This is a genomic window from Nostoc sp. UHCC 0251 (assembly GCF_034932245.1).
Taxonomy (GTDB): Bacteria; Cyanobacteriota; Cyanobacteriia; order Cyanobacteriales; family Nostocaceae; genus Nostoc.
This window is the reverse complement of record NZ_JAYGHD010000047.1, coordinates 14,841-25,890: the sequence shown is the minus strand read 5'-3', so window position 1 is coordinate 25,890 and position 11,050 is coordinate 14,841. Positions and strand designations below refer to the sequence as shown.

Genomic DNA, 11,050 nt, shown 5'->3' with positions numbered 1-11,050 from the left:
AATGCCCAATGCCCAATGCCCAATGACTAATGACTAATGACTAATGACTAATGACTAATGACTGACCCTAATAGAGTTTTGCGGCGTCTACCCATTGTCGTGGGTGGGCTAGGCGCTGTACTTTTGCTGATTAACCGTTTATTGACACCGGAATTAACCCAGTCTCAATCGCGTGGTGATGTGCTGGGTGTGATTTTGAGTGCGGTGCTAATTTTGACGGGTTTAATTTGGCAGCAAGTTCAACCGCGATCGCCTGATACTGTTGAACTAATTGGAGAAGAAGGTTTTGTACTAGCAGCAGACTTACCTGAAGCTGTGAAAACAGAGCTAGCCTGGGCATCTCATTTATTGTTGACCAATACAGTAACGCGATCGCTTGTGGTTTTTTATCAAGGTAAAGTTTTGTTGCGTCGCGGAATTTTGGGTAATAAATCTGAGGTTGTACCAGGAGTAATCTTAAAACAGGTACTTGAAAAACAAAAGCCAATTTATCTAGTTGCGCTAAAAATATATCCAGGTAGGCTTGAATTTGATTATTTACCAGAAAATACTCAAGGGGTAATTTGTCAACCTATTGGTAAACAAGGCGCTCTAATTTTGGGCGCGAATGCTCCTCGCAGTTACACCAAACAAGATGAAAACTGGATTGCGGGAATTGCTGATAAATTAGCCGTTACTCTTAGTTCTTAGGTGATTCGCTAGTTTAGAATTTAATTTAAAATCAGCAATCCAAAATTCAAAATTTAAAATCTCAAATTCAATCACCAAGAAGTCAAAAAATTCCACCCTTCTTTTTCTTCCGGTGTATTTCCTTCTTCTTCCGCTTCTTCTGGTGTTTTTAAATTTTTCTGTTGAATTACATTCTCATATTCTCCTGAATCAACCCATTTCAATAACTCGCTAGCCCGCATAACTATCCAGGCAAGTCCAGGTTCTGTATAGCTTAATAACTTGGTGACTTTATCAACACTGTCAAAGTTATTGGATGCAAACTCACGGGCTTGGACAAGGAAATCTTCGATTACAGCAGTAGTCAAATACTCATCTGGTAAACCCGCGAGTTTCATCAGTGTAGTGGTTGCTACATCTATATCCTGACAAGCAAGCATTGCAGCCCGATCGGCAGTGAACCTAGCCATCATCCGCCAATTATACAAACCTAGTTCCATTCCACCAGCTACCAAGCCACCAACCCCCAGTGTGGTACTGTTCAACAAATTTTTCAAACTTGGCATAACAATTGCCATTTGGTGATAAACCATGTGCTGACTCTTGATTCGAGCGATTTCGTGTCCAAAAACGTAAAGCAACTCATCTGCGCCAAGCCACTCCATTGCATCTAAATTTATACCTACAAGGGGTTTTTCTACGCCAACAATGTAGGTTTCAATGTGACCTGTACCTCGAAACAGATACAGTTCAGGAAGTGGAGCAACATCAAGAATTTGACAGGTTTCTACAAATGCTTCATGCAATTGGGGAAAATTACGAGATGAAATTCTAATTTCACTACCAAGGCTTTGCAGTCTGAGTAAGCGATCGATGCCGTATTCGTTAATTTTTTTGAGTAACAGAGAGACACCGGGCATATTTTGCAAAGAAGCCAAGGCTTTGCGATCAAATGGGTGTTCGTAGGCTGCTGAACTTAGTCCAGTTAAAATTTTTCTCGTCATGGGTTTTGAGCTTTATCTGGGAGTGATTGAACCAGTAAATCATATTTAGTTCAGGTTTAAATTTAGGTATTTTTCACCATCTTGCCCAGATACAATATGCAAGGGGGGCGCACAGCTAGCTGCACGCCCCTACTAATGACTAACTGACTCAGAAATTTAGAAATTTACAATTCTATCTATGCAAATTATTTATTGGCTATTACTTGCTGTAATGCTTGTGGGTATCATTGGTGCTGTAGTTCCTGCGATTCCTGGTAGCAGCTTAATTTTAATTGCAATTATCGTTTGGGGAATCGTTAGTAGTTCCTTTGCTGCTATCAAGATTCCCCTAATTGTGACAATTTTCGTTTTAATTCTCAGTGTGGGAGTGGATTTTTTAGCTAGCTATGTAGGAGCAAAACAAGCTGGAGCTAGCAAGTGGGGGCAAATTGGCGCAATTGTTGGTTTGGTGGTGGGATTTTTGGGACTATTGCCAACCTTGCCTTTTGGGGGCCCACTGTTAGGAATTTTACTAGGCCCGCTTTTGGGAGCAATTATTGGTGAGTATCTTTACCGTCGTGAATTCAGGTTAGCAGTTAAGGCGGGTATAGGAATTGTAGTCGGCTCTTTGGTTGGAAATTTGATTCAAGGGTTGTTAGCGATCGCAGCAGTTGTAGTTTTTGTTGTAACAACTTGGCCACAAGTATTTAGCTCTTAGCATTTAAAGATTAACTATTTCTTAATATTTGTTGATTTATCATCATCAAGGATTAACGTTAATCCGCCCACGACACACTAGCTTACCTGGGATCAATGTTAGTTCTTGGATATCGACATCTGAGCCAAGATCCAGATTGTACTCACGATTGTCTTCTAATATATTCCCCTGGTCGGGCTTGATTTTTATATCTGCCAGTTGCAACTCATGCCCACTGAGTAACTGTGATCTGAGACAAATCTCCAGAGGAGATGTTTCACTATTGGTTACTCTCATACCTCGCAGTATAATTTGGTTGTTATCAAGGATAATTTCTTGCCAATTAATTGGTTGTGGCTTTGGGCAATGCGTTGGTAAAACCTTAACCAGTAGATCGCTCAAAGCAGTCGATAATAAGTCAGATGAGAGAGAAGCATTAAGATCCTTCTCATCTATGATCAAATCGCCAACCACTGGTACTGTTTCTAACAGCCGTAGGGGCTTTCCCTTGAGTACGGAGCCGATGTTTATCCGAATATTTTCTGCCGTTAATTTAATTTGTGTAATCAGGAGACCTTGATAAACTGCATGAGTAGCAAAAATAGATACCGAAGGGATACGTCCAGAGATAATTTGGCGATCGCTCGCTTTAATCTCCACTTCTAATTCAGATATTTGGCTCACTTGCGCTCTCAGCCAGAGCTTGAGGGCTGTTGTAAGTACCTGCGTAATTATGCGGATTTTATTTGCATTTGTTGTTTGGGGATTTTGCTCTGGCATCTAACCAATCTGTGTATGAGTATTTATTCAACAACCGAAGAGAAATTAAACAAGTCTTAAATGTAACATTTATGCCTACTCGCTACAAAATGCAAATATCATTTAATTGTTAACAGGAAATAAGCAATTCCACATGGAGGCACGGTTACAAAAAATTCTCGCTCAATGGGGTATTGCCTCACGTCGTGAAGCCGAAGAAATGATTAGGCACTCACGGGTGCGGGTGAATGGGGTATTGGCACATTTAGGTCAAAAAGTTGATCCCCAAAAAGATGCGATCGCTATTGATGGTCAGCCTGTATCTAAAAGGCAGCGTCCGGCTTTAATATATTTATTGCTGCACAAACCAGCAGGCGTGGTTTCGACTTGCTACGACCCTCACCACAGACCAACAGTCCTGGATCTACTACCGCAAGAATTACGGGAGGGTTCAGGTATTCACCCAGTTGGGCGTTTAGATGCAGACTCCACAGGAGCATTAATCCTGACTAATGACGGAGACTTGACATTTGGACTAACCCATCCTCGCCACAGTATTTCCAAGACATATCGTGTTTTGGTAGAAGGACACCCTTCAGAAGCAGTACTGCAAATGTGGCGTCGAGGTGTGATGTTGGAGGGTAGAAAAACCAGGCCCGCTAAGGTACAGCTAATAGAATATCGTGCCGAACAAAGCTTTTTAGAAATAGTCTTGCAGGAGGGAAGAAATCGCCAAATTCGCCGGATAGCTCAACAGTTAGGATACCCAGTAATCAAGCTGCATCGGACTGCTATCGGTTCAATTCAATTACAAACTCCAAAAGAACCTTTTTTGGAAGAGGGTAAACATCGTTTTCTCAAAGATCATGAGATTCACTTTTTGCAAGAGCAGATAACGCAACCTAATTATTGATTCAGTGGAGTTAAGGAGTGTCAGCAGAGATGAAATGGCTAAGAAAGAAGAATAATCACCAGCCATCACTTTCATTAGAGCAACAACGAGCCGAAAAATTGGCAGAATTGGGCGCTCAACTTTGGGCATTGCGTCAAGAACAAGGGCTATCTCTAGAGCAAGTGGTTGTATTGACCAAGATTCCCCAACGATTGTTGCAGGCGATCGAAGAAGGTAATGTCAACGATCTGCCAGAACCAGTCTATATCCAGGGTTTAATCAGGCAATTTGCCGATGCATTAGGTTTGAACGGAGTAGAATTTTCTGGTACTTTCCCAATTAGTTCTGCACAAGTGAATTCCCAAGGTATAGGAAATACTTCCTCCCTTGGTCAACTACGTCCAATTCATCTTTACTTTCTTTACATATTCCTAATTGTATGCTCTGTAAATGGCTTATCTCAGTTATTAAATAACGCGATACTACAAGCAAGTAATAGCCAAAATCAGCCATACCCAAAACAAAAGACCATTGGTAAACCAGAACTAGCCCAACTAAAACAGTCAGTAGAGGTTCAACCAGTTGCCAACACCCTTAGCGCTGTCCAACAGGGACAGGCTGTACAGATTGGTGTCACTTTGAAAGCATCATCTTGGATTCGCGTAGTAGCCGATGGCAAAACCCAGTTTGAGGGTGTTCTCCCAGAGGGAACTCACCGGATTTGGAAAGCCCAAGAGCAACTCACAGTGAAAACTGATAACGCTGGTGGTGTGTTGATGAGCGTCAATCAAGAAAAAGCCAAGGAAATGGGAGAACCGGGGAAAGAGGAAGAAGTTAGGATTGCTGCAAAATCTAAGTTTTGAGATCAGGGAGAAATCAACTCAAAATTGTACCCTTACAGGAATCTTGCTACGCGCAGCGTCTCTTAGAGAAGAAAAAGACTGGGGGAGATGAGGAGGATGAGGGTGACAAGGAGACAAGGAGGAAAAGGAGGCTATTTACTCCTCCCTATGCCTTGTCTGCCTTGTCTGCCTTGTCTTCTTTGCTCCCCCTGCTTCCCCTGCCTCCCCTGCTCCCTCTGCCTTATTGCCCTTGCGGGGCACGTCCATTCAGTCTGGTAAGAACTTTTAAGCGATCGCCTAATTCTTGTGTCAAAGCTGCTGATTCATAGCGCCACCCCCAGTTCCCCTCAGCAGTACTAGGAAAATTCATCCGCGCTTCATTCCCTAATCCCAAAACATCTTGCAAAGGAATAATCGCTTGGTTGGCTATGGAACTCAAAGCTAGGCGAATTAAATCCCAGTGGATGCCTTCAGAACTAACACAACCTAAATAAAGCAACAGGTTTTGCTTTTCATAGTCGTTGGCTGAATTAAACCAGCCTACAGTTGTGTCATTATCGTGAGTTCCGGTATAAACTACAGCATTTCGCGGGTAATTGAATGGTAAGAATGGATTACCGGGATCAGAACCAAAGGCAAACTGTAAAACCTTCATCCCAGGAAATTCATACTTGTCTCGCAGCGCTTCTACCTCTGGTGTAATTACTCCCAAATCTTCTGCCAAGACAGGTAGCTTGCCCAACTTCTGCCTAATCACTTCAAAAAAAGCATCTCCAGGTGCTTCCACCCATTTACCATTCATGGCGGTTTCTTCACCTTTGGCTACTGACCAATAAGCCTCGAAGCCCCGGAAGTGATCAATGCGAATTATATCTACATAATCCAGCATTGCCTCAAAGCGCTGCACCCACCATTTAAAGTCTTGTTTTTGCAATTCTTCCCAGTTATAAACCGGGTTGCCCCACAATTGACCGGTAGCGCTAAAGTAATCTGGTGGAACTCCAGCCATTTGGGCAGCAACTCCAGTCTCCTCATCTAAGCAAAAGATGTCGGGATGCGCCCACACGTCGGCACTATCATGAGCTACGTAGATGGGGATATCGCCGATAATATCTATGCCGCGCATGTTGGCGTAACTTTTCAGGTCTGACCACTGCTGGAAAAATTCAAATTGGATGAACTTGTAATAAAAAATCTCTCTATTTAGCTGATGCTCTACCTGAGCTAATGCTTCGGGTTCGCGCTTGACAAATGCTGGTTTCCATGTATGCCAGCTTGCATTTTCATGAGCATCTTTCAACGCCATAAATAAGGCGTAATTATCTAGCCAATAGGCTTTACTATCGCAAAAACCTGCAAACTCTTTTTGTTGGATGTCCGTAGCATTTGCTCTAAAGTTTTCACAAGCTTTTTTGAGCAGCCCAATCTTAATCGGCATAACTTGGTCGAAGTCTACCTTTTCTACCGGAAATCCTGGTAAGTTGGCAAAGTCTTCTTCAGCTAGCAAACCCTCATCTCGCAGTTTTTCTGGGCTAATCAGCAGAGGATTTCCCGCCATTGCCGAGTAGCACATATAGGGGGAATTACCGTATCCAGTGGGGCCCAAGGGTAATACTTGCCAATATTGTTGATGGCTCTCTTTAAGAAAATCGATGAAGCGATAGGCTTCTAAGCCTAAATCTCCAACGCCAAATCGACTGGGAAAGGAAGTAGGATGCAGCAAAATGCCACTGGATCTAGGAAAAGGCATATTTAACCTGAATTATGAGAGGGAGCAATTATCTGATGGACGCGCTACGCGATCGCCCAAGGGGCAATGGCAAAGTCAATCGCATCGAATTTATCACGGAACAGTATTTGCACGGTAAATCAAGTAAACTCATCTTATTTGTCATTTGTCCTTTGTCCTTTGTCATTTGTGAATAACCAATGACTAATAACTAATGACCAATGACCAATGACCAATGACTAAATAACTATGACTTACCGAAATCCTGCACCAACAGTTGATATCATCATTGAACTAGTAGATCGACCTCATCGGCCAATAGTGTTAATTGAAAGACATAATCTACCCTTAGGTTGGGCTATTCCTGGTGGTTTTGTAGATTATGGGGAAGCTGTGGAAGTGGCTGCCCGGCGGGAAGCTGAGGAAGAAACAGGTTTGCAGGTGGAGTTAGTTGAACAATTACTGGTGTATTCTGACCCCAATCGCGATCCGCGTCAGCATACCATTAGCATTGTATTTTTGGCGACAGCAACGGGAGAACCTGTGGCTGGGGATGATGCTAAGGGTGTAGGAATTTTTGAGTATTGGCGTGTGCCTGGTAATTTATGTTTTGACCACGATCGCATTTTGCGCGATTATTGGCGATATCGGCATTATGGGATACGTCCGAGGTTAGGGTAGAAGGGACGAACTGCAAAGGCGCGAAGGGCGTAAAGGAAGAGGGGAGAGGAATACCTGCGACACAAATTTTTTGTGATTATACTGTGTCAGTGGTATTTAAAGGTGCATTATGGATGCTGAAGAACTTTTGGATAAATACGCCAAAGGACAACGGAAATTTCATTCAGAAAATTTGAGAGGTGTAGACCTCAAAGGTGCAAATCTGAGTGGGATAGACCTAACAAGTGCAGATTTGACGGGAGCAGATTTGAATGATGTCAACTTGAGTAAGGCATGTCTTAAAAGCACAAATCTCACCAGGGCATCTTTGACAGGTGCAAATTTAAGTGGTTTGGTGGAAAGTTCTAGTTTAAATTTGAGTTGGGCAGATTTAAATGGTGCTGACTTCAATAAGGCAAATATCAGTAGTGGAAACTTAAGTAACGCTAACTTGAAGGATACAAACTTTAGTGAAGCAGTCTTGAATAGCACTAATTTCAGTAACGCTAACCTGGATAATGCCAATTTGAGTAAAGCAAACTTGAGTAGCGTTAACTTTAGTAACGCCAACCTAGATAATACCAATTTGAGTGACGCTACACTCGAGTGTGCAAACTTAACCGAAGCATCTTTGAATGAGGCAAAAGTCGTTAGAGCTAACCTTAGTACTGCTAATTTAACTGGGGCTAACTTGTTTAAAGCTGATTTGAGTCAAGCAAACCTAACTCGTGTGATAGTCAAAGACACTAATTTGCAGGGAGCCAAGATTCGGGGTGTTAATTTATCTCAAAAGGATTTGTCAAGGATCAATCTGGCTGAAGCTGATCTAGGTGCAGCAAATCTCATAGGCGTAAATTTCAGAAAAGCCTGCCTCAAAGGGGCAAATTTAGAGAAAGCAGAACTGCAAAAAGTAGATATGATCAACGCGAATCTGAACGAGGCAAACCTGAAGAAGGTAGATTTAACTGGAGCAAATATCTATGGTGTCAACTTTAAAGATGCTGACCTAACTGGTGCGATAATGCCAGATGGAGAAGTCTACAAGCCGATCGCTGCTGAAGTAGAAATCGGTAAACAGGAAACATCGTTAGAGAAAGTAATATCTATGACCCGTAAAGTAATTAATACTGATAACGCACCCGCACCAGTCGGCCCTTATAATCAAGCGATCGCAGCTTCAGGTCAATTTGTATTCGTCGCTGGACAAATTGCCATCGATCCCCGCCTTGGTGATGTCGTCTACACTGATGATGTCAAAAAGCAAACCGAGCAGGTATTAGCTAATCTTGAAGCCATCCTCACAGCAGCTGGTGCGACTTTCCAAGATGTAGTGAAAACCACTGTATTTTTAGCTGATATGAATGATTTCGCGGCGGTGAATGCCGTTTATGCTAAATATTTCCCAGAAGATACAGCCCCAGCGCGGGCTTGTGTGCAGGTATCGCGCTTACCTAAAGATGTATTGGTAGAGATTGATGCGATCGCTGTAATTAGCGGTTAGATGGAACGTATCAAGGAGCAAAATCTTAACGGTTACATTTGATTGTTCTGTTCTGACTCTAAAAATTCCATCACTTCTTGTAGCACAACGGCTATATGTGGCTTTTCGCAAGTAATTACGTTGTCGGAAAGATGCTTATGGTGCGGGAAGCTAGGCAAGTTGGGAAAGTGTGGTGTACTGTCATAACGAAAAATCAGACTATTTTGCTCATCTTGAAAGTGATAGCGGTAATCGATATATGTAATTTGATTATCTACAATAAAAAAGGCTTCACTGACCGCCAGTAAATATTTGAGGGCGAAACGTATCCTAATGCGGAGATTAGCTCTCTGTGGTGTTAAAATTACTGCACTATATTCTTCAACGTATGTATTAGAGCAGTTGAGTAAAAGTTGCTCAAGTTCATCTAAATAAGCTTGAATAACCTTACGCGACATCTCTGAGTTTGCTCTCTATTTCTTGGTGTAGAGCTAGATAATGTTGGTAGTTTGCTGCCCATTCGACAAATACTTCATCGTCAGAAGTTTCTCCTTGGTTATATTTGGCAAAAAACTTTTCTGAACTCATTTGGTACTTTATTTCATAGGTATTTAACTGTTTAGTAAGGGCAATCAGTGCATCTAGTGAAGATGTATATTCGATGATTTGTTTACGCATTGATTTCTTGATTCAGTTTCATTAGTTTATACTATAGCAGTTATCATTTACGTGAGGTAAAACCTTAGGGAAACGGCACTGCCGATTCGTGTCAACTTTCAGAGAGATAAATCATGAACATTGAACTCAAACCTGAACATGAGCAATTTATCCAAACCCAAATTGCTAGCGGAAAATTCACAAATGCAGATGAAGTAATTGATGTAGCATTTCAACTGCTAGAAAAATTAAATTCTGAGTATGTCCAATGGGTAGAAGAAACCCGGCAAAAAGTTGATGTCGCAATTGCTGAAATTGAAAGCGGGGAAGTTTTGGATGGCGAAACTGTAGTGATGCAGATACTAGAAAAGTTCAAAAAGGCGCGTGAGGCTTAGTAATGAGCCGCTATGTTATTTCGCTATCTGCTAGTCGCGACTTAAATGAAATTTATGATTACTTTTTAATCCGAAACCTGGAAGCAGGAGAAAAACTATTTAGAGAGTTTAACAATAAATGTCAAAATTTAGCGGCGTTTCCAAATATGGGACGCAACTATGCTCATATTAAACCTTCATTACGCGGCTTGCCGCTAGATGGATATGTCATTCTGTACCAAGTGATTGATGATGGGGTTAAAATTTTGCGCGTTGTTAGCGGTCGTCAAGATTTAGAATCTTTATTTGCAGAGTCAGATGAAGAGTAAAGCCATAAATTTTGTTAACTGGGACAAAAAAATATGAAGATGTTCTTTGGCTTGCCATAAAGTGCAGACAAAATTCTGTTAATTACCTCTCAAGAAACGCGATCGCCTTTCTAACTTTGGGAATACTGAAATTAAGTACCCTAGAAGAGTATTAAAAATGGCAGAAAATCGTATCAGTGCTAGCCTAGCCCCAGCAGATAAAGAAGCAGTAATGCAGGCGATCGCTACAATTAGAGAAAAGTTACCGTTTTTAATTGATTTGACTACCGAAGACCGACGCACCATAGTCAAGATGGGAGATAAAAGTCGGGCTTTTGTCAGTAAAGCTTTAGAAGTGGCAACACAGAACCCTAACTTTTTGCCTCGTTCCTTTGATTTGGAAGAGATGCGCCGGGATTTGGAAATATATGAGGGCTTGTATCCGGTGCTGTTGTCTCTAACCCAACTGCAAGAACTGGTGGATGATACTTGTATAGCGGCTGGTAGTGAAGCTTATGCAGCAGCATTAGCAATTTATAGCTATGCCAAAGCTAGCGGTGATGTTACAGGTTTAGATGCAGTCATTGATGAGATGGGACGCAGGTTTAGCCGCCGTTCTAAGAAAAAGAAACCCGAAGCCGCAGCCAGCTAAAGCATAAAATAGGCGATGCCTGCGGTGGTCACTGAGCTTGCCGTACCACTTCGTGGAACAAGCTACGCGCAGCGTCTCGTAGAGAAGTGCGGGCTGCGCCTACGCAGCAGTTATTAATTAAGTACAATATGCGTTCTTCTTAGGGGCATGACAATGTTATGCCCCTTTCGCATTTTAAATCCAAAGATTCTTGTAACCTGCGAAGGCAGGTTTTGTTTGTGTAGCCGCGACTTCTAGTCGCTAGGGCATTTTTGAGCCTTTTAGCCTCAACGTTGAGCCTTTGAGGCTGACAGTTGAGCCTTTTAGCCTCGACGTTGAGCCTTTGAGGCTGACAATTGAGCCTTTTAG

At 42.2% G+C, this 11,050-nt stretch carries 15 protein-coding genes; 10 read left to right on the top strand and 5 right to left on the bottom strand.

The genetic code is table 11. The features are described 5' to 3' along the window. Window positions 1-57 precede the first annotated feature (57 nt). On the top strand, window positions 58-690 hold the full coding sequence (locus VB740_RS08660; RefSeq protein ID WP_323199630.1) for a cofactor assembly of complex C subunit B: 633 nt from the start codon (window positions 58-60) through the stop codon (window positions 688-690). Between the two features lie 71 nt (window positions 691-761). Here VB740_RS08660 and VB740_RS08655 read toward each other — a convergent pair whose 3' ends face one another. Then, window positions 762-1,673, bottom strand: coding sequence for a M48 family metallopeptidase (locus VB740_RS08655; RefSeq protein ID WP_323199629.1), 912 nt, complete (start codon window positions 1,671-1,673; stop codon window positions 762-764). A 178-nt stretch (window positions 1,674-1,851) separates the two neighbouring features. Here VB740_RS08655 and VB740_RS08650 point away from each other — a divergent pair, with 178 nt between their 5' ends. Further along, window positions 1,852-2,370 carry a DUF456 domain-containing protein gene (locus tag VB740_RS08650; protein WP_323199628.1) on the top strand — a complete coding sequence of 173 codons (519 nt, stop codon included), beginning with the start codon at window positions 1,852-1,854 and terminating at the stop codon, window positions 2,368-2,370. Window positions 2,371-2,415: 45 nt separating this feature from the next. Here VB740_RS08650 and VB740_RS08645 read toward each other — a convergent pair whose 3' ends face one another. Beyond that, entirely contained in the window at window positions 2,416-3,129 is a 714-nt protein-coding gene (locus tag VB740_RS08645; protein ID WP_323199627.1) for a DUF2993 domain-containing protein, read from the bottom strand. A gap of 133 nt (window positions 3,130-3,262) precedes the next feature. Here VB740_RS08645 and VB740_RS08640 point away from each other — a divergent pair, with 133 nt between their 5' ends. Next, window positions 3,263-4,021 (top strand): pseudouridine synthase, encoded by a 759-nt coding sequence (locus VB740_RS08640; protein ID WP_323199626.1) that lies wholly within the window; start codon window positions 3,263-3,265, stop codon window positions 4,019-4,021. A 29-nt stretch (window positions 4,022-4,050) separates the two neighbouring features. Then, window positions 4,051-4,863 (top strand): helix-turn-helix domain-containing protein, encoded by an 813-nt coding sequence (locus VB740_RS08635; RefSeq protein ID WP_323199625.1) that lies wholly within the window; start codon window positions 4,051-4,053, stop codon window positions 4,861-4,863. Between the two features lie 220 nt (window positions 4,864-5,083). Here VB740_RS08635 and malQ read toward each other — a convergent pair whose 3' ends face one another. Beyond that, a complete protein-coding gene (gene malQ, locus VB740_RS08630) occupies window positions 5,084-6,592 on the bottom strand; it encodes a 4-alpha-glucanotransferase (protein ID WP_323199624.1) in 1,509 nt (502 codons plus the stop codon). Here malQ and VB740_RS08625 point away from each other — a divergent pair. The 3 genes from VB740_RS08625 (at window position 6,567) to VB740_RS08615 (ending at window position 8,732) form a co-directional block, all read left to right on the top strand. Beyond that, on the top strand, window positions 6,567-6,710 hold the full coding sequence (locus tag VB740_RS08625; protein ID WP_323199623.1) for a hypothetical protein: 144 nt from the start codon (window positions 6,567-6,569) through the stop codon (window positions 6,708-6,710). The two genes, malQ and VB740_RS08625, sit on opposite strands and share 26 nt — an antisense overlap. A 110-nt stretch (window positions 6,711-6,820) precedes the next feature. Further along, a complete protein-coding gene (locus VB740_RS08620; protein WP_229558712.1) occupies window positions 6,821-7,252 on the top strand; it encodes an NUDIX domain-containing protein in 432 nt (143 codons plus the stop codon). A gap of 109 nt (window positions 7,253-7,361) precedes the next feature. Beyond that, window positions 7,362-8,732: a Rid family detoxifying hydrolase gene (locus VB740_RS08615; protein ID WP_323199622.1), complete on the top strand. Its 1,371-nt coding sequence runs from the start codon at window positions 7,362-7,364 to the stop codon at window positions 8,730-8,732. 32 nt (window positions 8,733-8,764) lie between these two features. Here the strand turns inward: VB740_RS08615 and tumE are convergent, their stop codons facing one another. Together tumE and tumA are read right to left on the bottom strand one after the other, a co-directional pair. Further along, complete coding sequence (gene tumE, locus VB740_RS08610; RefSeq protein ID WP_323199621.1) at window positions 8,765-9,169, bottom strand: toxin TumE; 405 nt, start codon at window positions 9,167-9,169, stop codon at window positions 8,765-8,767. Next, window positions 9,159-9,389, bottom strand: a complete 231-nt coding sequence (gene tumA / locus VB740_RS08605) for an antitoxin TumA (RefSeq protein ID WP_323199620.1) — start codon at window positions 9,387-9,389, stop codon at window positions 9,159-9,161. The genes tumE and tumA overlap by 11 nt, the downstream gene beginning before the upstream one ends. A 113-nt stretch (window positions 9,390-9,502) precedes the next feature. Between tumA and VB740_RS08600 the strand changes: the two genes are divergently transcribed. The 3 genes from VB740_RS08600 to VB740_RS08590 all read left to right on the top strand — a co-directional run bounded on the left by VB740_RS08600 (window position 9,503) and on the right by VB740_RS08590 (window position 10,702). Next, a complete protein-coding gene (locus VB740_RS08600; RefSeq protein ID WP_323199619.1) occupies window positions 9,503-9,763 on the top strand; it encodes a ribbon-helix-helix domain-containing protein in 261 nt (86 codons plus the stop codon). Window positions 9,764-9,765: 2 nt separating this feature from the next. Further along, a complete protein-coding gene (locus VB740_RS08595) occupies window positions 9,766-10,071 on the top strand; it encodes a type II toxin-antitoxin system RelE/ParE family toxin (RefSeq protein WP_323199618.1) in 306 nt (101 codons plus the stop codon). A gap of 157 nt (window positions 10,072-10,228) precedes the next feature. After that, a complete protein-coding gene (locus tag VB740_RS08590) occupies window positions 10,229-10,702 on the top strand; it encodes a hypothetical protein (protein WP_323199617.1) in 474 nt (157 codons plus the stop codon). Window positions 10,703-11,050 lie beyond the last annotated feature (348 nt).

Bases quoted from the DNA above. Each gene is read 5' to 3' on its own strand.
- VB740_RS08660 (WP_323199630.1), top strand. From the start codon at position 58: ATGACTGACCCTAATAGAGTTTTGCGGCGTCTACCCATTGTCGTGGGT.
- VB740_RS08655 (WP_323199629.1), bottom strand. From the start codon at position 1,673: ATGACGAGAAAAATTTTAACTGGACTAAGTTCAGCAGCCTACGAACAC.
- VB740_RS08650 (WP_323199628.1), top strand. From the start codon at position 1,852: ATGCAAATTATTTATTGGCTATTACTTGCTGTAATGCTTGTGGGTATC.
- VB740_RS08645 (WP_323199627.1), bottom strand. From the start codon at position 3,129: ATGCCAGAGCAAAATCCCCAAACAACAAATGCAAATAAAATCCGCATA.
- VB740_RS08640 (WP_323199626.1), top strand. From the start codon at position 3,263: ATGGAGGCACGGTTACAAAAAATTCTCGCTCAATGGGGTATTGCCTCA.
- VB740_RS08635 (WP_323199625.1), top strand. From the start codon at position 4,051: ATGAAATGGCTAAGAAAGAAGAATAATCACCAGCCATCACTTTCATTA.
- VB740_RS08625 (WP_323199623.1), top strand. From the start codon at position 6,567: ATGCCACTGGATCTAGGAAAAGGCATATTTAACCTGAATTATGAGAGG.
- malQ (WP_323199624.1), bottom strand. From the start codon at position 6,592: ATGCCTTTTCCTAGATCCAGTGGCATTTTGCTGCATCCTACTTCCTTT.
- VB740_RS08620 (WP_229558712.1), top strand. From the start codon at position 6,821: ATGACTTACCGAAATCCTGCACCAACAGTTGATATCATCATTGAACTA.
- VB740_RS08615 (WP_323199622.1), top strand. From the start codon at position 7,362: ATGGATGCTGAAGAACTTTTGGATAAATACGCCAAAGGACAACGGAAA.
- tumE (WP_323199621.1), bottom strand. From the start codon at position 9,169: ATGTCGCGTAAGGTTATTCAAGCTTATTTAGATGAACTTGAGCAACTT.
- tumA (WP_323199620.1), bottom strand. From the start codon at position 9,389: ATGCGTAAACAAATCATCGAATATACATCTTCACTAGATGCACTGATT.
- VB740_RS08600 (WP_323199619.1), top strand. From the start codon at position 9,503: ATGAACATTGAACTCAAACCTGAACATGAGCAATTTATCCAAACCCAA.
- VB740_RS08595 (WP_323199618.1), top strand. From the start codon at position 9,766: ATGAGCCGCTATGTTATTTCGCTATCTGCTAGTCGCGACTTAAATGAA.
- VB740_RS08590 (WP_323199617.1), top strand. From the start codon at position 10,229: ATGGCAGAAAATCGTATCAGTGCTAGCCTAGCCCCAGCAGATAAAGAA.